We start from the raw sequence: 22,752 nt of genomic DNA on the forward strand, positions 1-22,752 counted from the left end.
AGAGGTTGATCTGACCGCCGACGAAAGCCTGCATGTGACCGCCACGGACCGCTCCATCGAGCTCATCAACGCCGCTGCCCAGGCGGCAGCCGACCGGCTCGCGCACGACATCATCGCCTACGACGTCAGCGACGTGCTGTCGATCACCGACGCCTTCCTGCTGGCCTCGGCCCCCAACGACCGCCAGGTCAAGTCGATCGTCGACGAGATCGAGGAGCGGCTGCAGAAGGAGCTCGGCGCCAAGCCGGTTCGCCGCGAGGGCGACCGCGACGCCCGCTGGATCCTCCTCGACTACGTCGACATCGTGATCCACGTCCAGCACAGCGAGGAGCGTGTGTTCTACGCGCTCGAGCGCCTGTGGAAGGACTGCCCGGAGATCGCGCTCCCCGAGGACGCGCTCAAGACCCGCGGCAAGGCCGAGGAGCACGCACAGCTCCACGGTGTCACGGAAGGTGAGCAGAGCTGAACGGCAGCAGGAGCGGCAGGGGCCGCAGGATCGTCCTCTGGCGGCACGGCCAGACGGCGTGGAATCTGGAGCGCCGTTTCCAGGGCTCCACGGACATCGAACTGACCGAGGCCGGCGTCGGGCAGGCCCGCAGGGCCGCCCGGCTGCTCGCTTCGCTGAAGCCGGACGCGATCGTCGCCTCCGACCTGCGGCGGGCAGCGGCCACGGCCGGTGAGCTCGCCGCGGTCACCGGCCTCGACGTCGCACATGACTCCGCGCTGCGCGAGACGTATGCGGGCGCCTGGCAAGGGCTCACGCACGAGGAGATCGTCGAGCAGTACGGCGAGCAGTACGCCATGTGGAAGCGCGGCGAGCCCGTGCGCCGGGGTGGTGGCGAGCTGGAGACCGAGGTCGCCGACCGTGCGGCCCCGGTGGTTCTGGAGCACGCCGGCAAGCTCCCCGACGCGGGCACGCTCGTCGTGGTGAGCCACGGCGGCACGATCCGGACGACCATCGGCCGTCTGCTCGGGCTGGAGTCGCAGCACTGGGAGGGACTCGGTGGGCTCTCCAACTGCTGCTGGTCCGTCCTCGGCGAGGGCGCGCGCGGCTGGCGCCTGCTGGAGCACAACGCCGGGACGCTCCCCGAGCCTGTCCTCGGGGACGACGACTAGCGGGTGTCCGGAGGGCGACGTCGGGTGGCGAGGGCCGGATTTCACTTTCCGGCCGGTCGCAGGCTAAAGTTCTTCTTGTTCGCAGCGCGGAAACGCAGGGAAACACAGCGAACAGCGGGGCTATAGCTCAGTTGGTAGAGCGCCTGCATGGCATGCAGGAGGTCAGGAGTTCAATTCTCCTTAGCTCCACAGTAAGGATCCCGTCCCCGGCAGGGGGCGGGATCCTTTTTCGTACGGTCGTCCCGGCCCGGCATGCCGGCCTTCGCGGCCCCGCCCAACTGCCGTGACCCGTCGGGGACAAGGGCCGCCCGGGTGCTCCGGCTCCTTCCGTGCCGATGCGGCGAGCGGTCCCGTGCGGCTCCTTTGCGACAAAGGCGGGGGGCCGGGCGGTCGGCGGGCTGATCCTCTTGCGGGGTCATGGCAGAATCGAAGCGCCGGAGGGGGCGACGGACCGATCGGGAGGGAGCGCGATGCCTGAGAGCCGCGTAGAGGTCCCGGACCTGCCCCGTAGCCCCACCACGAACGCCGGTCCCGCCACCACCCAGGAGGACTCCTTCGCGCGCATGGCCTGCGGCCGTAGTCGGAGCTGACCGGATGGGTGCACACAGGCGGAAGTGCGACTGGTGCGGCAGCGGTACGCCCATCGTCAGGGACATGGACCCGGTCAACGCGGAGTTCCAGTACTGGTGCGAAGAGTGCGCGCGGGCGCTGATCATAAAGGGCGACCCCATCGAGACCTACCGTGAGCTGGAGGGGGAACCCATCTACGGGCGGCTCCTGGAGGAGCACTGCACCCTCAAGCGGTTCTACTCCTTCGCCACCGCCTGACAAGGATCGGACGGCCGGACCTCCCGCTGGTCAGGGCCTTGCGGGGCGGGCATATCGGGCGGGAGTGGAAACGATTTTTGATGGGCCGGGGGGACCGTGTAATGTTCTCGATGTCGCCAGGGAAACCGAGCGATGAGTAACGCGGGGCTATAGCTCAGTTGGTAGAGCGCCTGCATGGCATGCAGGAGGTCAGGAGTTCAATTCTCCTTAGCTCCACAGTGAAGGAGCGGGTCATCCGAATCGGATGACCCGCTTCTCGTTGTGCCCGGCGGGCGGGGGCGGGCCAACTGCGTCCGCTGCCCAGTGGCTTGCGCCGCACGCTCGCCAGGCGCCTGCTCGATACGGAGTGCCGGCGCCGGACGGCACGCCGGGCACGGCCCCGCAGATGCATCGGAACGGCGGCGTCCGCGAGCGCCGGACAGCCGTCGGGCCGAGCCTGATCAGCCCGGGAACGATGTCCGCGCACAACCCGTGGCCTGGCAGAGCGTCCAGTCGACCGCCGGCCTCTCGCCGCTCGGAATGGACTCTGCCGCTGCCTGCCGCCCGCTACGAGGGTCTGGAGGGATGGCGCCCGCGCCGAGAGCGTTCCCGTCGCCGCCAGGGACGCCATGGAGGCCATGGCGGCGTGCGGGGCGACCGCGTCGATTTGGTCGCCGTGGTGGCCGCTGGTCGGCACCCCCTGGGGCAGCGGTGGCGCACCGGCCGGCTGCAGGACGTACCGCAGGGGCACCCCTTGCACCAGGGAGGAGCACCAGGCGGGTGATGGGGCAATACGCGGAGTAACCCCGGAGTGTGCGGGTCCTGCGCGGAGTTCGTGGCGATGCCGCGGGTGTGAGGGCTCGTGGATGAACGGGGCCGTCGGGGCGGCTCGGCGCATGTGTCCCGGTCCGGGCCCCGGGCCCGTGCGGTACCCTGGCGCCATGCGTGCCGTAGGCCTTCTGCTTAGCGAGCCGCGCTGATCACTCCCGACCGGTGAGAACGCCTGGTCGGACTCGGCGCGGCGTCCCCTCCTGTGCGAGGGGATTTTTCGTTTCCGTAGACGTATGTCCGTAGACGTGTGTCCGTGGACGTGGGCGCCCGGCAGATGACGATCGATGGAGCTTTGAGGATCATGAGCGAGACGAACACCGCGGCCGAGGCGGCCGCGCCGCACCGCTACACGGCAGCGATGGCCGCCGACATCGAGGCACGCTGGCAGGACTTCTGGGACGCCGAGGGGACGTACGAGGCGCCCAACCCGACCGGTGACCTGGCGGGCGACCCCGAACTGGCCGCCAAGCCGAAGAAATTCATCATGGACATGTTCCCCTATCCATCGGGGTCGGGCCTGCACGTCGGCCACCCGCTGGGTTACATCGCCACCGATGTCTACGCACGTCACCAGCGGATGACCGGACACAACGTCCTGCACACGCTGGGCTTCGACGCCTTCGGTCTGCCCGCGGAGCAGTACGCCGTGCAGACGGGCACCCACCCGCGGGCCTCCACCGAGGCCAACATGGAGAACATGAAGGTCCAGCTGCGCCGACTGGGCCTGGGACACGACAAGCGCCGCTCCTTCGCGACGATCGACGCGGACTACTACAAGTGGACCCAGTGGATCTTCCTCCAGATCTTCAACTCCTGGTACGACACCGAGGCCGACCGGGCCCGCCCCATCGCCGAGCTGGTCGCCCAGTTCGAGAACGGGGAGCGCCGGACCCCGGACGGCCGCGGGTGGGGTGCGCTGAACGCCGCCGAACGCGCCGACGTCCTGGGGCAGTACCGCCTGGCGTACGCCTCCGACGCGCCCGTCAACTGGTCGCCCGGGCTGGGCACCGTGCTGGCGAACGAGGAGGTCACGGCCGACGGCCGCTCCGAGCGGGGCAACTTCCCGGTCTTCAAGGCCAAGCTGCGCCAGTGGAACATGCGGATCACCGCGTACGCCGACCGGCTGCTGAACGACCTCGACGGGCTGGACTGGCCCGAGGCCATCAAGCTGCAGCAGCGCAACTGGATCGGCCGTTCCGAGGGCGCGCGCGTCGACTTCCCGGTCGACGGCGCCGGTGCGGTCACCGTCTTCACCACGCGCCAGGACACCCTGTTCGGCGCCACCTACATGGTGTTGGCGCCCGAGCACGAGCTGGTCGAGCGGATCATCCCCGCCGCCTGGCCGGAGGGCACCCATCCCGTATGGACCGGCGGGCACCCGAGCCCGGCCGAGGCCGTCACCGCGTACCGCAAGCAGGCCGCGGCCAAGTCCGACGTGGAGCGGCAGGCCGAGGCCAAGGACAAGACCGGTGTCTTCACCGGTGCGTACGCGACCAACCCGGTCAGCGGCGACAAGGTCCCCGTCTTCATCGCGGACTACGTACTGATGGGTTACGGCACCGGCGCGATCATGGCCGTGCCGGCGCACGACCCACGCGACTTCGCCTTCGCGCGCGCCTTCGAACTGCCGATGCGCTGTGTCGTCGAGCCGTCGGACGACCGCGGAACGGACACCTCCACCTGGGAGGACGCGTTCGGTTCGTATGACGCGAAGCTGGTCAACTCCGCGAACGACGAGATCTCCCTGGACGGCCTGGGCGTCGTCGACGCCAAGGTGAAGATCACCGAGTGGCTGCAGGCGCACGGCGTCGGCGAGGGCACCGTCAACTTCCGGCTGCGCGACTGGCTGTTCAGCCGTCAGCGCTACTGGGGCGAGCCCTTCCCGATCGTGTACGACGAGGAGGGCATCGCCCACCCGCTGCCCGAGTCGATGCTGCCCCTGGAGCTGCCCGAGGTCGAGGACTACTCGCCGCGCACCTTCGACCCGGAGGACGCCGACACCCAGCCCGAGACCCCCCTGTCCCGGAACGCCGACTGGGTCAACGTCACCCTGGACCTGGGCGACGGGGCTGGTCTGCGAAGTTACCGCCGCGAGACCAACACCATGCCGAACTGGGCCGGTTCCTGCTGGTACGAGCTGCGCTACCTGGACCCGAACAACGACCGGCAGCTGGTCGACCCGGCGATCGAGCAGTACTGGATGGGACCGCGAGAGGGCCGGCCCACCGGTGGTGTGGACCTGTACGTCGGTGGCGCCGAGCACGCCGTGCTGCACCTGCTGTACGCGCGGTTCTGGTCCAAGGTGCTGCACGACCTGGGGCACATCTCGTCCGCCGAGCCGTTCCACAAGCTGTACAACCAGGGCATGATCCAGGCCTTCGTGTACCGGGACAGCCGTGGGATCGCGGTTCCGGCCACCGAGGTCGAGGAGCGCGACGGCGGCTACTACCACCAGGGCGAGAAGGTCAGCCGGGTCCTGGGCAAGATGGGCAAGTCCCTGAAGAACGCCGTGACGCCCGACGAGATCTGCGGCGAGTACGGGGCCGACACGCTGCGGCTGTACGAGATGGCCATGGGTCCCCTGGACGTCTCGCGGCCGTGGGACACGCGTGCCGTGGTGGGCCAGTACCGGCTGCTGCAGCGGCTGTGGCGCAACATCGTCGACGAGGAGACCGGTGAGGTCACCGTGGTCGACGCGGAGGCCGACGAGGACACGCTGCGGGCGCTGCACAAGGCCATCGACGGGGTCGGCCAGGACATGGCGGGAATGCGCTTCAACACCGCCATCGCCAAGGTCACCGAGCTGAACAACCACCTGACGAAGGCGGGCGGTCCGCTGTCGAGGCCGGTGGCCGAGCAGCTGGTGCTGCTGGTCGCGCCCCTGGCCCCGCACGTGGCGGAGGAGCTGTGGCGCCGGCTCGGTCACACCACGTCGGTCGTCCACCAGGACTTCCCGGTCGCCGACCCGGCGTACGTGGTGGACGAGACCGTCACCTGTGTGGTGCAGATCAAGGGCAAGGTCAAGGCCCGCCTGGAGATCTCCCCGTCCATCACGGACGAGGAGCTGGAGGCGCTGGCGCTGGCCGACGAGGGCGTCGTCGCCGCGCTGGGCGGGGCCGGTATCCGCAAGGTCATCGTGCGGGCGCCGAAGCTGGTCAACATCGTCCCCGCGTAACGGCTGAGGGTCGTCGGCCGGCCGAGGCCAGGGCTTTCCCCTACGGGCAGGTTGGGGGTTCCGGTGGAACCCCTGGCCTGCCTGTTCCGTTTACGGTAGGAGGGGGCACCGCACATCGGGGGCCGATCCGACCATCGAGGGGCGCACATGGAAGCCGTGATCCTGATCCTGACGTTGCTGTTCGTCGCGTTCACGGCGCTCGGGGTGTACGTCGGTGTCAAGGCCGTACGCGCGGCCAAGCGCGGTGTGGACCGCACGATCACGCAGGCCCGCCGCTCCGTGGAGGACACCACGCTGCGGGCGAAGAGCTACGGCCAGCCGGGTGTGGCGGGAGAGCTCGCGCAGTTGCGGCTGGCCCTGCGGACATCGCTGCGGGCCACCCAGGAAGCATTGAACGCCGGGGCGACGGAAGACGCGTCACTGTCGGAGTCCCTTGGGCTGTTCGAGCGGCTGAGCGTGCACGGGCGTGAGCTCGACAACGATCTCAAGCGGCTGGAGCGCGAGCCGGACCGGGCGACGGTGGCCACACTGCTGCCGGGACTGAAGGAGCGCACGGAACGCATCACGCACTCGGCCGAGTCACTGCGCTGGGCGGCGCGTGACCGCGCGCGGCAGTTCGCCGACGACGATCTCGCGGCACTGAACGCGCAGATCGACGTCGAGGCGGGTGCCCTGCGGCACTGGACGACGGAGGAGCCGTCGGACAGTGGCGGGGCGGGGCAGAGCTGGAGCCGACCGGCCGCCGAGGAGGCGCCGCAGGCGCTCACGCCTCCGGACCCCCGGCTGCGGACCGGCTACCCGTGGCAGAAGGCCGCCAGGCCGGAGACCACGAACTGAGACCGACCGGCTGTGCACAAGACCTGCGGGATACGTTCCGAACCGATCGGAAATGATGAGCAGGCCGGGCCCGGGCTGCCGTGTCCCCCTTCCGGAAGGTAACCTCCGGCTCATGTCCCGCCATGTCGCGATCGTCACCGATTCAACGGCCTACCTGCCGCGCCAGACGATGGAACGGCACGGCATCACCGCTGTGCCGCTGACCGTCGTCCTGGGTGATCAGGCCTTGGAGGAAGGCACGGAGATCTCGGCCCGGTCGCTGGCCGTGGCGCTGCAGAAGCGCCGCTCCGTGACCACCTCCCGTCCCAGCCCGGAAGTCTTCGCCGCCGCCTACCGCGCCGCCGCCCGGGATGGGGTCACCGGCATCGTCTCCCTGCATCTTTCGGCCGAGTTCTCGGGCACGTACGACGCCGCGCTGCTCGCTGCGAAGGACGCGCCGGTGCCGGTGCGCGTGGTCGACACAGGCATGGTCGCCATGGCTCTGGGATTCTGTGCGCTGGCCGCCGCCGAGGCCGTCGAGGCGGGCGGGGGACCGGACGAGGCCGTCGCCGCGGCGGAGAAGCGGGCCGCGGGTACCTCCGCGTACTTCTATGTCGACACGCTGGACTATCTGCGCCGCGGGGGGCGCGTAGGCGCTGCTCAGGCGTTGCTCGGGTCCGCCCTCGCGGTCAAGCCGCTGCTTCAACTGGACGGCGGACGCATCGAACTGCTGGAGAAGGTGCGGACGGCGTCGAAGGCGATCGCACGGCTTGAGGAGATCGTCGCCGAGCAGGCCGGATCAGGTGCGGTGGACATCGCCGTGCACCACCTGGCGGCGCCCGACCGGGCGGAGCGACTGGCGGAGCGACTGCGTGAGAGGGTTCCCGGACTCGTCGAACTGCATGTGAGCGAAGTGGGCGCGGTGATCGGCGCCCATACCGGGCCAGGGCTGTTGGGAGCGGTGGTCTCACCGCGCTGAAGTCCACCCCGGCGGGTGACGGAGATATCCACAACTGGAGAGTTATCCACCGGAATCGGGGCTGCTCGGCGGGATCGGGCCGAAGTGTCTAGCGTCGTGAGGCATGACCCTCCGATCGCCTCGTGCACCCAGCCGCGCAACCGTCCGGCCGACCAGCCGCTCGACGCACCGAGTCGCGTCACATCGCGCGGTGCGGCGTGCTGCGCGTGGCGGACCACCCGGCCACGCCGAGCCGAGATTCCGGCACGGACCAGGTGTCGGACCAGGCGTCGGACCCGGTTCCGGGCCCGGTGTCGGACCCGGGGGAGTGGCGGGCACCGGGCCCGGCGCCCACGGGCGCCGACGACGGACCGCGCGTGGGCGCGATGCCGAGGTCGCCGCGGCGTCACGGCTCAGGGCGGATGCGCTCCTGGCCGACGGGCCTCGTAGCGCGCCGGAGACCGTGACACCCCCTCCACGTCGGTCCGGACCCACCCGCGCGGCACCCTCCTGGGCCACGGCCACGGCCACGGCCCCGGAGCCGGCCCCGGAGCCGGTCGCCTCGGAGCCGCTCACCCCGGAACGGGGCGGTTCCGAGCCGGGCGGCTTCGCAGTGGCTTCCCCTGCGCCCTCCGCTACTGCTCACACCGGTCTCGCGGGCTCCGCTGTGCGGTTGCCGAGGTGGCGGACGGCCGGGCCGGCTCTGCGGGAACGGTTACCGCTGTGGGTGCAGCTCAGATGCGGTCTGGAGCCGAGATCACTTGCCGCGCTCGCCCTGCTCCTGGCCGGGGCCGCCGTCCTTGCCGCGACACACTTCTGGTCAGGACGTCCCCAGTCCGTGCAGGCCCCCGAGCGGGTGAAGGACGCCGCGGCCGCACCGGCCTCCTCAGGTCCTCGCGGTGCGGGCCTCTTCCCCGGGCCGTCCGTCGGATCTCCGCCCACCCCCGCGTCCGGCGGTCGGATCGTCGTCGATGTGAGCGGAAAGGTGCGCCGGCCCGGGATCCGGCATCTGCCGTCGGGCTCGCGCGTCGCCGACGCCCTGCGCGCCGCTGGAGGAGTGCGCGCGGGCGCGGATGTCACCGGGCTGAACCGAGCGCGCGTCCTGGCCGACGGCGAGCAGATCCTGGTGGGCCTGCCCGCAGTCCAGGCGGCCGCGGGAGGCACAGCGGGGGGCAGCGGGTCCGGGGCGGTACGGGCCGGCCCGGCAGCACCGGTGAGTCTCAGCACGGCCACCGTGGAACAACTCGACACCCTGCCCGGTGTCGGACCGGTGCTCGCCCAGCACATCGTCGACTACCGCACCGAGCACGGCGATTACCGGTCGGTCGACGAGCTCCGTGAGGTCAAAGGCATCGGTGACCGGCGGTTCGCAGACCTTCGGCCACTGGTCCGGCCATGAGCAGCCCCGACGTCCACACGGCCTCGGGGCGGCGACTGGGCTCGGCGGACCCGTATCAGGAAGGTCCGGTCGATCTCCGGCTCGTCCCGCCCGCCCTCGCGGCGTGGGCCGCCGCCGGACTCGCCCTGGGCACGTCGGGCCGGTCGGCGGCCGTGGGAGCAGTCCTGTGCGCCTGCGCGGCCCTGACGCTCCTGGCGGGGCCGCTGGTGGTGGCAGCGGTCAGTGCGGGGCGCGCAAGGGCTGCCCGGCGCACCGCCGATGGGCAGCCGTACGCACGGCTGCGCACCACCGCCGCCGCCGGTGTGCTGCTCTGCGCGGCGGCCGGGGCCGCGGCCGCCGGACTGCATGGCGCGGATACCCGGAGCGGTCCCGTCCCCGGACTCGCGGAGAGGTACACCAGGGTCGAAGCGGAGCTGACGGTCACATCCGACCCCCGGCAGACCCGGCCGCGGGTCCGGGGCGACCACAGCACCCCCGTGTCCCTGCTGCTGGACGCCGAGATCGACCGGCTGACCGGCCCGGACGGCACCGTCACCAGGCTCCGTACCCCGGTGCTCGTCATGGTCGCGCCCGGCGCCGCCGCCGCACAGTGGCAGCGGCTGCTCCCCTCCACCGGGCTCCGGATCAGCGGCCGGCTGGCACCACCGCGCCTCGAGGGGGAGCGCATCGCCGCCGTACTCGGCACGGACGCGGACGATCCGCCGCGGGTCATCGCGGCGCCGACCCTCCTTCAACGCACCGCGGGACAGCTGCGTTCCGGCCTGCGGAAGGCCAGCGACGGGCTCGACTCCGACGCGCGGGCGCTCCTCCCAGGCCTGGTGGTCGGCGACACCTCGAGGGTCACGCCCGAACTGCACGACGCCTTCAAGGCCACCGACCTCACCCACCTGCTCGCCGTGTCAGGTGCCAACCTGTCGATTCTCCTCTTCCTCCTCATCGGGCCACCGGGAACGGCCCTGCGCAGCGAACGCCGCGGCCTGGCACCCCGGCTGGGGATCTCCCTGCGGATGACCGCACTGATCGGGGGCGGGATCGCGCTCGGCTTCGTGATCGTCTGCCGCCCCGAGGCGAGCGTTCTACGAGCGGCGGCCTGTGGCCTGATCACCCTTCTCGCCATCGGCACGGGTCGGCGCAGATCGCTGATCCCCGCACTGGCCGCGGCTGTTCTGCTGCTGGTGCTCTACGACCCGTGGCTGGCCCGCAGTTATGGGTTCCTGCTGTCCGTGCTGGCCACCGGGGCGCTCCTGACCCTCGCGCCACGGTGGAGCAGCGCTCTGCAACGGCACAGGGTGCCGCCGAGGCTTGCCGAGGTGCTGGCCGCAGCCGGCGCCGCTCAGGCGGTCTGCGCCCCGGTCGTCGTGGTCCTCGCCTCACGGGTCAGCCTGGTGGCGATCCCCTGCAATCTGCTGGCCGAATTCGCGGTGGCTCCCGCCACGGTCCTCGGATTCGCCGCGCTCGCCGTGGCCCCGGTGTCGATGGCGGCGGCCGAGGCTCTCGCGCTGGTCGCCGGCTGGCCGGTCGGGTGGATCGCGTCCGTGGCCCGCACCGGTGCGGCCCTTCCCGGAGCGGAGGCCGACTGGCCGGGCGGCTGGCGGGGTGCGGCCCTCCTGGCCGTCCTCACGACCGCGCTGGTGCTGTCCGCGCGCCGTCTCGCTCGTCACCCCTGGGTCTGTTCCGCCGCCGTGCTCGCCCTGGTCCTCGCGGTGCTGAGACCGGTGCCGCTCACCAGGATCATGACCGGATGGCCGCCGCCGGACTGGGCGTTCGTGATGTGCGACGTGGGGCAGGGGGATGCCATGGTGCTCGCCGCGGGGGAGGGCACCGGCGTGGTCGTCGACACCGGCCCTGACCCGCGTCTCGTCGACCGGTGCCTGCGCGATCTCGGCATCACACGCGTGCCGCTCCTGCTGCTCACCCACTTCCACGCCGATCATGTGCGCGGTCTGCCGGGTGCGCTGCGGGGCCGGAAGGTCGCCGCGATCCAGACCACGAGTCTCGACGAACCCGCGGACCAGGCCGCCTTCGTGAAGAGAACGGCGGCGACGGCGAACGTCCCGGTGATCCCGGCCGGAGAGGGGGAGCGGCGGCGGATCGGCCCGCTCGACTGGCGGGTTCTCTGGCCGGCGGCCGATGCGCGGGGTGCGGTACCTGCCGTCGTGACGGAGGAGCCGAACGACTCGAGCGTCACCCTCTTCGTGCGATCAGGAGGGCTGACCCTGCTGCTCCTCGGCGATCTCGAACCCCCGGCCCAGCGAGGGATGCTGCGCCATTACCCTGCGCTGCCCCGGGTGGACGTGCTCAAGGTGGCGCACCACGGCTCCGCGTACCAGGACACCGCCCTCCTGCGCAGCGCGCGCCCGAGGCTGGCCCTCATCAGCTGTGGTACGGACAACCCGTACGGGCATCCCGCGGCCCGTACCGTCGAGGCGCTCACAGCAGGGGGTGCGAAGGTTTTTCGTACGGACACCGACGGGGCCATCGCCGTCACGGGTTCCGGTGCGGGACTGCGCGCGGCAGGCCGCTCATGAGCGCGGAGCCGGCAGTCAGGTGCGGGAGCCGCCCGTCGGACGAGCCAGGTGCCGTCGACCCTCAACGCGCGGCCTGCGAGTTCGTTCGCCTCCCGCCACGCCTTGACCGTGTACGGCGTGATCCGCAGGTACACCCACGCGAGGCGGCCGCCCGGGTCCCGGTGGAGCTTCGCGGCGAAGGCGTCACCCGAAGCGGCGGGAAGCTACGCCCCTTCCACGATCTCGACCGTTCCCTCGATCAGCACCACGTCGCGGGTGTGCCCGGGAGCGGCCCTGGCCTGCCCGTGCGGCATCACGTCGACCGCGGTCGGAGCGGTGCGCCGGGTGGCTCTCAGGAGCGTGTCCCGGTCCCTCACGAACGACGACGGCACCAGGCACGGCACACCGCCCGCGGAGGCGGTCGCCACCCAGGCGGCCCCGTCCCGCTCGGTGCGGTCGGTCACGTCCTGCTCGCGCCGCTCCGGGCCGCGTGCCGGCTCCTGCCCCGTCATGACCCGCAGGTCAGCCGTCCGCAGCCGTCAGGGCCTCCGTCGGCGGACCTAGGACCTGGGGCTCATGGCGTGGTGCCGTGTCCCAGGACAGACTTCCGCCATGAAGCCGACGAATGGCATGAACAGCATGAACGGCGGCGTGAGCGGCAGGGACGAGAAGGGCAGCGTGAACGGGAAAGGCGCGACGCACGGGAAGGACGGGCAGGACGGGAAGGGTGTGGCGGATGCCTATCTGGAGCGCATCGGTGCCGCACGCCCCACGCGTGCCGATGCGGCAGCCCTGCGCGAACTCCAGCTCCTGCACCTGAGGGCGGTGCCCTTCGAGAATCTCTCGGTCCATCTCGGCGAGGACGTCGTCCTGGAGGAGGAGAGGCTTCTCGACAAGATCGTGACGGACCGCCGGGGCGGCTTCTGCTACGAACTCAACGGCGCCTTCGCCACATTGCTGCGCGAGCTCGGCTTCCGCGTCACCCTGCTCCAGGCGCGGGTCTTCGGCGACGGCGGACGCCTGGGTATCCCCTACGACCACGTGGCACTGCGCGTGGAGACCGACGACGGTACGGGTCCGTGGCTGGCCGACGTCGGGTTCGGCGACCACGCCATTCACCCGCTCGCGCTGGACGACCGTACCGAGCAGGACGATCCGTGCGGTGTGTTCCGCTTCAGGGAGGCGCCGCAGGGAGACCTGGATCTGCTGCGCGGCGGCTCGCGGCAGTTCCGCCTGGACCTGCGGCCACGGGTGCTCGCGGACTTCCGGGGCGGGTCCTGGTATCACCGGACGTCGCCGGATTCGCACTTCACGCAGTCCCTCGTCTGCTCACGGCGCACACAGGCAGGGCGATTGACGCTCAGTGGCCGCACCCTGGTCACGACGGTCCGGGGCGAGCGGCACAAGACGGAGCTAAGCTCGGACGCCGAGGTTCTCGCCGCCTACCGCGACCACTTCGGGCTCCGTCTCGCCGAGCTGCCCGTGGTGCGACGGAACCCGGAGGGAGCCGTGCGCGACATGAGCGACACCCACCAGCCGAAGGAGGGCTGACTCGGTCCCCGGCCCGCTACGGCGCCTCCAGCCATCCCTCGTACTCCGCGGCGAACGCATCGAGGGCCCCGGAGTCGAGGCGCCCGGCGGGATCCTCCACGACCACCAGCCACTGGGCGTCCTCGGCGTCGTCCTCGCCCGCCAGAGCATCCCGTACGAGCTGAGGCTCCTCCGTGACACCGAACCGGTCGGCGAGTTCCTCGGCCGCGTCCTGGGCCGTGTCGCGGTCGGGCAGCACCAGCACATGTCTCACATCGCTCACCCGGTCATTCTCCGGTATGCCCGCCCGGGCAGCCCTGCGGGGGTATGCCCGGGCGGGCAGCCCCGCGGCCCTGTCACAGGGGCGTGGGATGCTGGACCGCGATGGCCACCAGAAGTAGTTCCACCGACAATCCGCTCGCCCCCGTGACGCTCGCCGTGGGCCAGGAGGACCTGCTCCTGGACCGTGCCGTGCAGCACGTGGTGGCAGCCGCCCGTGCCTCCGACGCCGACACGGACGTCCGCGACCTCTCCTCCGACCAGCTGCAGCCCGGCACGCTCGCCGAGCTGACCAGCCCGTCGCTCTTCGCCGAGCGTAAGGTCGTGATCGTGCGCAACGCACATGACCTCTCGGCCGACACGGTCAAGGACGTCAAGGCGTACCTTTCCGCGCCCGCCGAGGAGATCACCCTCGTGCTCCTCCACGCGGGCGGGGCCAAGGGCAAGGGCCTGCTGGACGCCGTCCGGAAGGCGGGGGCGCGTGAGGTCGCGTGCCCGAAGACGACCAAGCCCGCCGAGCGGCTCTCCTTCGTCAGGTCGGAATTCCGGACTCTCGGGCGCTCCGCGACCCCCGAGGCGTGCCAGTCGCTCGTGGACTCCATCGGCAGCGATCTGCGCGAGCTGGCGAGCGCCGTGTCTCAGCTGACCGCCGACGTCGAGGGCACCATCGACGAGGCCGTCGTCGGCCGCTACTACACCGGCCGTGCGGAGGCGTCCTCGTTCACCGTCGCCGACCGTGCGGTCGAGGGCAGGGCGGCGGAGGCGCTGGAGGCGCTGCGGTGGTCGCTGTCGACCGGGGTCGCGCCCGTCCTGATCACCAGCGCCCTCGCCCAGGGCGTCCGGGCGATCGGCAAGTTGTCGTCCGCCCGGGGAGGCCGGCCCGCGGACCTCGCGCGCGAGCTCGGTATGCCCCCCTGGAAGATCGACCGGGTACGTCAGCAGATGCGTGGCTGGACGCCGGACGGGGTGTCGGACGCGCTGCGCGCGGTCGCGGCGGCCGACGCGGGGGTCAAGGGCGGCGGTGACGATCCGGAATACGCCCTGGAGAAGGCCGTCGTGGCCGTCGCGCGAGCCGCACGGTCCGGCGGACGCTAGGGCTTCCCCGCGCCCTCTTCCGGCTCCCCTCCGGCGCCCGTGAGCCCGTGACCACGGCGACCCGCCGATGCCTGTAACCACGGCGACCCGCCGATGCCCGCGCGCACCCGCAAGAGCCCCTCCCGCAGCACGCGGGAGCCACTCGGGCAGGCCGGAGGCCGGGCAGCACGAAGGCCCCGGTCGCAGTCCTGGGGAGGACGCGAACGGGGCCCGCGGTTCACGCTCTGTGTGCCGCACCCGCGTGGCGAACGCAGGTTCGGTGTGCGGCACGGGGTGCCGGTCAGGAGCGGGAGAGAGGGCCCGCTGAGTCCGTTCCGGCTTTCACATCAGTAGTTCAGCCCTGGAGGGCGGCAACCTTGAGCGCCAGCGCCGACTTCTTGTTGGCGGCGGCGTTCTTGTGGATGACACCCTTCGAGACAGCCTTGTCGAGCTGACGGGACGCGTCGCGGACGGCCACAGTGGCCTTCTCGACGTCACCGGTAGCGGCAGCCTCACGGGCCTTGCGGATCGAGGTCTTGAGCGAGGACTTGACGGCCTTGTTGCGCAGGCGCGCCTTCTCGTTCGTCTTGTTCCGCTTGATCTGGGACTTGATGTTCGCCACGAAAGAGCCTTTTCAGGTTCGTTGGATCTCCTATGTGCGCCACGCCGCTTCTGAGGGCCACGAGGCACAGCTGCCCACGGTACCAGTCACTCTCGGACCGGCCCAAACCGGTCCTTGCCCCGCAGGCGTGGGACGATGGAGCCTACGTATCGATCCGACCGACCCGACATCGACCCGAGACACGGCGTTCGGCGTCTCAAGAATCAGGACCCTGCGTGCCCGCGACTCCTACCAACGTGCCCGAGCCGAGCCGTACCGACCCGGCGCTGATCCGCAACTTCTGCATCATCGCGCACATCGACCACGGCAAGTCGACGCTTGCCGACCGGATGCTTCAGCTGACGGGCGTGGTCGACCAGCGGCAGATGCGCGCTCAGTACCTCGACCGGATGGACATCGAGCGCGAGCGCGGCATCACCATCAAGTCCCAGGCGGTCCGCCTGCCGTGGGCGCCCACCGAGGGCGAGGACACGGGCACGACCCACATCCTCAACATGATCGACACCCCCGGCCACGTGGACTTCACCTACGAGGTCTCCCGTTCCCTCGCCGCCTGCGAAGGTACGGTCCTGCTCGTCGACGCGGCCCAGGGGATCGAGGCGCAGACCCTCGCCAACCTCTACCTGGCGATGGAGAACGACCTCACCATCGTCCCGGTGCTGAACAAGATCGACCTGCCCGCCGCGCAGCCCGAGAAGTTCTCCGAGGAGCTGGCCAACCTCATCGGCTGCCAGCCCGAGGACGTGCTCAAGGTCTCCGCGAAGACCGGTGTCGGGGTGGATGCCCTGCTCAACCGGGTGGTCAGGGACGTTCCCGCCCCCGTCGGCCGGGCGGACGAGGCGGCCCGCGCGATGATCTTCGACTCGGTCTACGACCCCTACCGAGGAGTCGTCACCTACGTCAGGGTCGTCGACGGCCAGCTCAACAAGCGTGAGCGCATCAAAATGATGTCGACCGGCGCCACCCACGAACTGCTGGAGATCGGTGTCTCCTCGCCGGAGATGACCCCGGCCGACGGCATCGGCGTGGGTGAGGTCGGCTACATCATCACCGGTGTGAAGGACGTCCGGCAGTCCAAGGTCGGTGACACCATCACCTCCCTGAACAAGGGGGCCACCGAGGCGCTGGGCGGCTACAAGGACCCCAAGCCGATGGTGTTCTCCGGTCTGTACCCGCTGGACGGCTCGGACTACCCGGACCTGCGCGAGGCCCTGGACAAGCTCCAGCTCAACGACGCCGCCCTGGTGTACGAGCCGGAGACCTCGGCCGCGCTCGGCTTCGGTTTCCGTGTGGGATTCCTCGGCCTGCTCCACCTCGACGTGATCCGCGAGCGCCTGGAGCGCGAGTTCGGGCTCGAACTCATCGCCACCGCCCCCAACGTGGTCTACCGCGTGGAGATGGAGGACGGCTCCGAGCACATCGTCACCAACCCGAGCGAGTTCCCCGAGGGCAAGATCGACAAGGTGCACGAGCCGGTCGTCCGGGCCACGGTCCTGGCGCCCAGCGAGTTCATCGGCGCGATCATGGAGCTGTGCCAGAACCGGCGCGGCACCCTGCTCGGCATGGACTACCTGTCCGAGGACCGGGTCGAGATCCGCTACACCCTGCCGCTCGCCGAGATCGTCTTCGACTTCTTCGACCAGCTGAAGTCCAAGACCCGCGGCTACGCCTCGCTCGACTACGAGCCCACGGGCGAGCAGTCGGCCCAGCTCGTCAAGGTCGACATCCTGCTGCACGGCGACAAGGTCGACGCCTTCTCGGCGGTCACGCACAAGGACAAGGCGTACGCGTACGGCGTCCGGCTCGTCGCCAAGCTGCAGAAGCTTATTCCCCGGCAGAACTTCGAGGTGCCGATCCAGGCGGCCATCGGCTCCCGGGTCATCGCCCGTGAGACCGTCCGCGCCATCCGCAAGGACGTCCTCGCCAAGTGCTACGGCGGTGACATCTCCCGTAAGCGGAAGCTGCTGGAGAAGCAGAAGGAAGGCAAGAAGCGGATGAAGATGGTCGGCAACGTGGAGGTGCCGCAGGACGCGTTCATCTCCGTCCTGTCGACCGACGAGTCGGCCGGCGAGGGCAAGGCCAAGAAGTAGCCATGCCCCTCCTTCGGGGACCGGTCCCAGAGGAGAGCCCGACGGGCCCCTGTGCCGCAGACGTCTGCGGCACAGGGGCCCGTTCGTTATGAAGCGGCGGCCTGTTGCCCCTTACGTCGCGGACCCGTGCGCTCTAGTCTGATCACCACCCGTTAGTTACTCGCCAGTTAAGCAAGGTCGAGCGGGCACGAGAACCAGGAATACAGGCAGCAGCAGCCCCCCTATCCCGCACCAGTACCCAGCAGCCGGTCGTAGCAATGCCGCAGGCCCGGAGGACGTCGTGAGCGACACACAGACCTTGATCGATAGCCGACCGCCCTCCGTGGCGGCCCTCTTCGTCGACCGCGTGGCGGCCACCCCGGACGGGGAGGCGTACCGCTATCCCGTGCCGCCGGCCTCCGGCCAGGGCCCGGACGACTGGAAGTCGCTGACCTGGGCGCAGGCGGCGACCCGGGTGTACGCGATCGCGGCCGGCCTGATCGGTCTGGGTGTCCGGCCGGAGGAGCGTGTCGCGCTCGCCTCGTCCACCCGTGTCGAGTGGATCTTCGCCGACCTCGGCGTGATGTGCGCGGGGGCCGCGACCACGACGGTCTACCCGTCCACGAACACCGAGGAGTCCGCCTTCATCCTGGCCGACTCCGGCAGCCGTGTCCTGATCGCCGAGGACGCCACGCAGCTGGCGAAGGCCCGGGAGAACCGGGCCGGGCTGCCCGCGCTCGCCCATGTCGTCGTCATCGACCCGGCCGGTGTCGAGCCCGCGGAGGGCGACCCGGAGGGCTGGATCCTCACCCTGGCCGAGCTCGAGGCCCGGGGTGCCGCCTACCTGGAGAAGAACCCGGAGGCGGTCACCGACCGGGTCGCGGCGATCACCGCCGACCAGCTGGCGACCCTGATCTACACCTCGGGCACCACCGGCCGCCCCAAGGGCGTGCGCCTGCCGCACGACAACTGGTCGTACATGGCCAAGGCCACCGTGGCGACCGGCCTGATCAACGCGGACGACGTCCAGTACCTCTGGCTCCCGCTCGCGCACGTCTTCGGCAAGGTCCTCACCTCCGGGCAGATCGAGGTCGGCCACGTCACGGCGGTCGACGGCCGTGTCGACAAGATCATCGAGAATCTTCCGGTGGTCCAGCCGACCTACATGGCAGCCGTCCCCCGGATCTTCGAGAAGGTGTACAACGGGGTCGCGGCCAAGGCGCGGGCCGGCGGCGGCGCCAAGTACAAGATCTTCCAGTGGGCGGCCGGCGTGGCCCGCGAGTACGCGAAGGTCTCGCAGGACAACTTCCGCCGTACCGGGCAGGCCTCCGTGCCGTTCGTGCTCGGCGCGAAGCACAAGGTCGCCGACACGCTCGTCTTCGCCAAGATCCGGGAGGCCTTCGGCGGCCGGCTCCGCGCCTGCGTCTCCGGCTCCGCCGCGCTCGCCCCCGACATCGGCTTCTTCTTCTCCGGCGCCGGGATCCACATCCTGGAGGGCTACGGCCTCACCGAGTCCAGTGCCGCCTCCTTCGTCAATCCGGGCGAGGCCTACCGCACCGGCACCGTCGGCAAGCCGCTCCCCGGCACCGAGGTCCGGATCGCGGACGACGGCGAGATCCTGCTGCGCGGCCCCGGCCTGATGGAGGGCTACCACCAGCTGCCCGAGAAGACCGCCGAGGTCCTGGAGTCCGACGGCTGGTTCCACACCGGCGACATCGGCGAGCTCTCCGAGGACGGCTACCTGCGGATCACCGACCGCAAGAAGGACCTGATCAAGACGTCCGGCGGCAAGTACATCGCCCCGGCCGAGGTCGAGGGCCAGTTCAAGGCGGTGTGCCCGTTCGTCTCCAACATCCTGGTGCACGGTGCGGACCGTAACTTCTGCACCGCCCTCATCTCCCTCGACGAGCCGACCATCCTCGGCTGGGCGCAGGAGAACGGACTGGGCGGCAAGCCGTACGCCGACGTGGTGGCCTCCCCGCAGGCCGTGGAGCTCATCGAGGGCTATGTGAAGCGGCTCAACGAGGGCCTGCAGCGCTGGCAGACCATCAAGAAGTTCCGTCTGCTGCCGCGCGACCTCGACATCGAGCACGGCGAGCTGACCCCCAGCCTCAAGCTGAAGCGGCCGGTCGTCGAGCGTGAGTACAAGGACCTCATCGACGACATGTACGCGGGCTCCCGCGAGGCGTAAGGGCGCCCGGCACGGGGCCGAGGAGCAGGTCACAGGCGGGGCCGGCGGGTGCGGGAGCACCTGCCGGCCCCGTTCGCCGTCCGGCTCGTCCCCGTTCGGCTCCGCCCACTTCGGTCACTCGGTGCTTATGGACCCGTCCGGTCTGTCACTCTGTCGTAGAACGTCAGCGGTGTATCGCGAGAACCGTCAGGAGCCGCACCGTGGGGCCCATTCCGATCCAGCGGGACATCGTTCACCGTCCCGGAGGCGTTGTCGCCGGTCAGGACGACGACGCGCGCACGGTCGCCCGCACGAGCCTGCCCGGAATCCCCCTGGCCCCCTCCGCGGCCCGCCGGTTCGTCCGGGCCGCGCTCGTCGACTGGACCGCGGTCGGCCTGCCCTCCGCCGGGGCCTTCGGCGACCGCCTCACCGACGACGCGGTGACCGTGGCCAACGAGCTGGTCACCAACGCGGTCGTGCACGCCGGCACGACGGTCGAGCTGCTCCTCAGGCTGGAGGACGGGGCCGGGGCGGAGCCCGCCGCGCTGGTGCTGGAGATCACCGACCACCACCCCGCCCGTTCGGTGCGTGACGGCGGGGCCGAGCGGCCCGATCCCGCCGAGTACGGCCGGGGACTGCAGCTCGTCGCCACCCTCGCCGAATCCTGGGGCATCACCTATCGCACCGGACTCAAGACCGTCTGGGCCCGGCTCCAGGCCGACGACTGGGACGGCCTCCCCGCCCCCACGCCGGCCGAGGACGCCGTCCACCGGCGGGGCCCGCGCGCCGAGATCCCCGCCCCCACCGTCCGGCGGGCCGAACGCGACGACGCCGACCGGTCCGGGCGCGGGGCGCTCTCCTTCCTCGCCGAGGCCTCCGACCTGCTCGCGGGCCAGCTCGACGAGGACCTGGTGGCGTCCATAGCGGGCCGGCTGATGGTGCCCAGGCTCGCGGACTGGTGTGCGATCTGGCTGGAGGACGAGGGCGGCGGTCCCGCGGCCGTCCCACGCCTCGCCGGGGTCTGGCACAGCGACAAGGAAGGCACCGAGACGCTGCGCCCCGCACTGGAGCGGGAGCCGCTCCGCCTGCCCGGCAGCGTCGGCAGCGGCCCCGTACCCATCCCGTGGCCCGGGGACGCCGTCGCGGGGCGCGGCGGCGGCGGTGCCGCGCTCGCCCACCGCATCACCTCGGGCGGGCGCACGCTCGGCGCCGTGCTCGTGGGCCGTGAGGGGGTCGCGCTCTTCCCCGACGGGGTGGGCGTGCTCATCGCCGACTTCGTACGCCGGGTCGGCCTCGCCGTGGGCGCCGCCCGCGCGTATACCCGGCAGGCCACCATCAGCCGCATCCTGCAGCGCGGCCTGCTGCCCAGCAAGGTCGCCGAGATACCCGGCGTCACCAGCGCCCTGGTGTACGAGCCCGGGGACGACGGTGTCGTCGGCGGCGACTTCTACGACCTCTTCCCGTGCCCCGGCGGCCGCTGGTGCTTCGTCCTCGGCGACGTCCAGGGAAGCGGCCCCGAAGCCGCCGTCGTCACCGGCCTCGCCCGTCCCTGGCTCCGGCTGCTGTCCCGGGAGGGCTTCCGCGTCGGCGAGGTGCTCGACCGGCTCAACCGGCTCCTCCTCGACGACGCCATGGAGGCGGCCGAGGCCGCCGCCCTGATGGTCGCGGCGGCGGGCGGGGCACAGATCCAGGACGGCACACAGTCCCGTTTCCTCTCCCTGCTCTACGGCGACATCGTGCCGCTCCCCGACGGCGGCGTCCGCTGCACCGTGGCCAGCGCCGGCCACCCCCTTCCGTTGCTGCTGCGCCCCGACGGATCCGTACGTCCGGCCGCCGAGCCCCAGGTCCTGCTCGGGATCGTCGAGGACGTGGCGTACGAGAGCCAGAGCTTCGACCTGGCGCCCGGTGACAGCCTCCTCTGCGTCACCGACGGGGTGACGGAGCGGCGGTCCGGGCGGCTGATGTTCGACGACGGAGACGGTCTCGCCCACGCCCTGTCCGGCTGTGCCGGGCTGTCGGCCGACCGGATCGCCCACCGGATCAAGAACGCCGTCCACGCGTTCGCGGAGCGCCCGCCCGACGACGACCTGGCCCTGCTCGTCCTCCAGGTCGACTGAACAGGAGCGTGGGCGGGGAAGCTCCGCCGGCGAGCGACAATGGACGGTATGCCTTCCGTACTGCCCGATGGTGAGCCCGTGCCCGACGACGGGGCGCTGCCCCGCCATGCCCTGGAAGGCGCCGCCGGCCGGCCGCTCGGCTTCTACCTGCACGTGCCCTACTGCGCCACCCGCTGCGGCTACTGCGACTTCAACACCTACACCGCGACCGAGCTGCGCGGCTCCGGCGGTGCGCTGGCCTCCCGGGACAACTACGCGGCGCATCTGACCGAGGAGGTCCGCCAGGCCCGCAAGGTGCTCGGCGACGACCCCCGCCCCGTCCGCACGGTCTTCGTCGGCGGCGGTACGCCCACCCTCCTGCCCGCTGCCGACCTGGTCCGGATGCTCGGGGCGATCCGCGAGGAGTTCGGGCTGGCGGACGACGCGGAGATCACCACGGAGGCCAATCCGGAGTCCGTCGACCCGGCGTATCTGGCGGCGCTGCGGGAAGGCGGCTTCAACCGGGTCTCCTTCGGGATGCAGAGCGCCCGGCAGCACGTCCTGAAGGTCCTGGACCGCACCCACACGCCCGGCAGGCCCGAGGCCTGTGTCGCCGAGGCGCGCGAGGCCGGCTTCGAGCACGTCAACCTCGATCTGATCTACGGCACCCCGGGGGAGTCCGACGACGACTGGCGGGCCTCCCTGGACGCGGCGATCGGTGCGGGCCCCGACCACGTGTCGGCCTACGCGCTCATCGTCGAGGAAGGCACCCAGCTGGCCCGCCGCATCCGCCGCGGCGAGGTCCCGATGACCGACGACGACACCCACGCCGACCGCTATCTGATCGCCGACGAGGCGATGGCCGCGGCGGGCTTCTCCTGGTACGAGGTGTCGAACTGGTCGCGCACGCCCGAGGGCAGGTGCCTGCACAACGAGCTGTACTGGCGCGGCGCCGACTGGTGGGGTGCCGGACCCGGCGCGCACAGCCACGTCGGCGGGGTGCGCTGGTGGAACGTCAAGCACCCCGGGGCGTACGCGCAGGCCCTGGCCGGGGGCCGCTCGCCCGGGGCCGGGCGCGAGGTCCTGACCCAGGAGGACCGGCGGGTCGAGCGGATCCTGCTGGAGCTGAGGCTCGTCGACGGATGCCCGCTGTCGCTGCTCGCACCCGCGGGGCTCGCGGCGGCCGGCCGGGCCGTCACGGACGGACTGCTGGAGCCAGGACCGTACGCCGGGGGCCGTGCGGTCCTCACCCTGCGCGGGCGCCTGCTGGCCGACGCCGTGGTGCGGGACCTCGTCGACTGAG

The 22,752-nt window shown here is 71.2% G+C and carries 16 protein-coding genes, 2 tRNA genes and 2 pseudogenes; 16 read left to right on the forward strand and 4 right to left on the reverse strand.

What is annotated here, in order from left to right:
• The first annotated feature begins 34 nt into the window (after window positions 1–34).
• The 5 genes from rsfS to AB0F38_RS02160 all read left to right on the forward strand — a co-directional run bounded on the left by rsfS (window position 35) and on the right by AB0F38_RS02160 (window position 2,160).
• Window positions 35–466 (forward strand): ribosome silencing factor, encoded by a 432-nt coding sequence (gene rsfS / locus AB0F38_RS02140; RefSeq protein WP_056785448.1) that lies wholly within the window; start codon window positions 35–37, stop codon window positions 464–466.
• Window positions 463–1,116, forward strand: a complete 654-nt coding sequence (locus AB0F38_RS02145) for a histidine phosphatase family protein (protein WP_361886718.1) — start codon at window positions 463–465, stop codon at window positions 1,114–1,116. Before rsfS ends, AB0F38_RS02145 begins: the two co-directional genes overlap by 4 nt.
• A gap of 116 nt (window positions 1,117–1,232) precedes the next feature.
• A tRNA-Ala gene (locus AB0F38_RS02150) sits at window positions 1,233–1,305 on the forward strand.
• A 405-nt stretch (window positions 1,306–1,710) separates the two neighbouring features.
• On the forward strand, window positions 1,711–1,944 hold the full coding sequence (locus tag AB0F38_RS02155; protein ID WP_033305681.1) for a hypothetical protein: 234 nt from the start codon (window positions 1,711–1,713) through the stop codon (window positions 1,942–1,944).
• Between the two features lie 143 nt (window positions 1,945–2,087).
• Window positions 2,088–2,160, forward strand: a tRNA-Ala gene (locus AB0F38_RS02160).
• Window positions 2,161–2,275: 115 nt separating this feature from the next.
• On the opposite strand, the pseudogene AB0F38_RS02165 reads toward AB0F38_RS02160, so the two are convergent.
• Window positions 2,276–2,677, reverse strand: a pseudogene (locus AB0F38_RS02165) (ferredoxin); the annotation flags it as partial.
• Window positions 2,678–3,055: 378 nt separating this feature from the next.
• On the opposite strand from AB0F38_RS02165, the gene leuS reads away from it, so the two are divergent.
• The 5 genes from leuS (at window position 3,056) to AB0F38_RS02190 (ending at window position 11,630) form a co-directional block, all read left to right on the forward strand.
• Entirely contained in the window at window positions 3,056–5,929 is a 2,874-nt protein-coding gene (gene leuS, locus AB0F38_RS02170) for a leucine--tRNA ligase (protein ID WP_361885235.1), read from the forward strand.
• A 147-nt stretch (window positions 5,930–6,076) separates the two neighbouring features.
• Window positions 6,077–6,766: a hypothetical protein gene (locus AB0F38_RS02175; RefSeq protein WP_361885237.1), complete on the forward strand. Its 690-nt coding sequence runs from the start codon at window positions 6,077–6,079 to the stop codon at window positions 6,764–6,766.
• 112 nt (window positions 6,767–6,878) lie between these two features.
• Window positions 6,879–7,724 carry a DegV family protein gene (locus tag AB0F38_RS02180; RefSeq protein ID WP_361885239.1) on the forward strand — a complete coding sequence of 282 codons (846 nt, stop codon included), beginning with the start codon at window positions 6,879–6,881 and terminating at the stop codon, window positions 7,722–7,724.
• A 706-nt stretch (window positions 7,725–8,430) separates the two neighbouring features.
• On the forward strand, window positions 8,431–9,102 hold the full coding sequence (locus AB0F38_RS02185) for a ComEA family DNA-binding protein (RefSeq protein ID WP_361885241.1): 672 nt from the start codon (window positions 8,431–8,433) through the stop codon (window positions 9,100–9,102).
• A complete protein-coding gene (locus tag AB0F38_RS02190) occupies window positions 9,099–11,630 on the forward strand; it encodes a ComEC/Rec2 family competence protein (protein ID WP_361885244.1) in 2,532 nt (843 codons plus the stop codon). Before AB0F38_RS02185 ends, AB0F38_RS02190 begins: the two co-directional genes overlap by 4 nt.
• A gap of 38 nt (window positions 11,631–11,668) precedes the next feature.
• On the opposite strand, the pseudogene AB0F38_RS02195 reads toward AB0F38_RS02190, so the two are convergent.
• Window positions 11,669–12,121, reverse strand: a pseudogene (locus AB0F38_RS02195) (pyridoxamine 5'-phosphate oxidase); the annotation flags it as partial.
• A gap of 100 nt (window positions 12,122–12,221) precedes the next feature.
• Here AB0F38_RS02195 and AB0F38_RS02200 point away from each other — a divergent pair.
• Window positions 12,222–13,160 carry an arylamine N-acetyltransferase gene (locus tag AB0F38_RS02200; protein ID WP_361885247.1) on the forward strand — a complete coding sequence of 313 codons (939 nt, stop codon included), beginning with the start codon at window positions 12,222–12,224 and terminating at the stop codon, window positions 13,158–13,160.
• A gap of 16 nt (window positions 13,161–13,176) precedes the next feature.
• Here AB0F38_RS02200 and AB0F38_RS02205 read toward each other — a convergent pair whose 3' ends face one another.
• A complete protein-coding gene (locus tag AB0F38_RS02205; RefSeq protein ID WP_361885249.1) occupies window positions 13,177–13,422 on the reverse strand; it encodes a hypothetical protein in 246 nt (81 codons plus the stop codon).
• A gap of 101 nt (window positions 13,423–13,523) precedes the next feature.
• On the opposite strand from AB0F38_RS02205, the gene holA reads away from it, so the two are divergent.
• Complete coding sequence (gene holA / locus AB0F38_RS02210) at window positions 13,524–14,513, forward strand: DNA polymerase III subunit delta (protein WP_361885252.1); 990 nt, start codon at window positions 13,524–13,526, stop codon at window positions 14,511–14,513.
• Between the two features lie 334 nt (window positions 14,514–14,847).
• Here the strand turns inward: holA and rpsT are convergent, their stop codons facing one another.
• A complete protein-coding gene (rpsT, locus tag AB0F38_RS02215; protein ID WP_361885255.1) occupies window positions 14,848–15,114 on the reverse strand; it encodes a 30S ribosomal protein S20 in 267 nt (88 codons plus the stop codon).
• A 215-nt stretch (window positions 15,115–15,329) separates the two neighbouring features.
• Here rpsT and lepA point away from each other — a divergent pair, with 215 nt between their 5' ends.
• The 4 genes from lepA (at window position 15,330) to hemW (ending at window position 22,751) form a co-directional block, all read left to right on the forward strand.
• Entirely contained in the window at window positions 15,330–17,204 is a 1,875-nt protein-coding gene (gene lepA / locus AB0F38_RS02220) for a translation elongation factor 4 (RefSeq protein WP_361885257.1), read from the forward strand.
• Window positions 17,205–17,484: 280 nt separating this feature from the next.
• A complete protein-coding gene (locus AB0F38_RS02225) occupies window positions 17,485–19,374 on the forward strand; it encodes an AMP-binding protein (protein ID WP_361885260.1) in 1,890 nt (629 codons plus the stop codon).
• A 200-nt stretch (window positions 19,375–19,574) separates the two neighbouring features.
• Complete coding sequence (locus tag AB0F38_RS02230) at window positions 19,575–21,470, forward strand: ATP-binding SpoIIE family protein phosphatase (RefSeq protein WP_361885263.1); 1,896 nt, start codon at window positions 19,575–19,577, stop codon at window positions 21,468–21,470.
• Between the two features lie 39 nt (window positions 21,471–21,509).
• Window positions 21,510–22,751, forward strand: a complete 1,242-nt coding sequence (gene hemW, locus AB0F38_RS02235; RefSeq protein ID WP_361885266.1) for a radical SAM family heme chaperone HemW — start codon at window positions 21,510–21,512, stop codon at window positions 22,749–22,751.
• The last annotated feature ends 1 nt before the right edge of the window (window position 22,752 follow it).

The sequence above is a fragment of the Streptomyces sp. NPDC025273 genome, from assembly GCF_040638585.1.
Lineage (GTDB): Bacteria > Actinomycetota > Actinomycetes > Streptomycetales > Streptomycetaceae > Streptomyces > Streptomyces cinereorectus.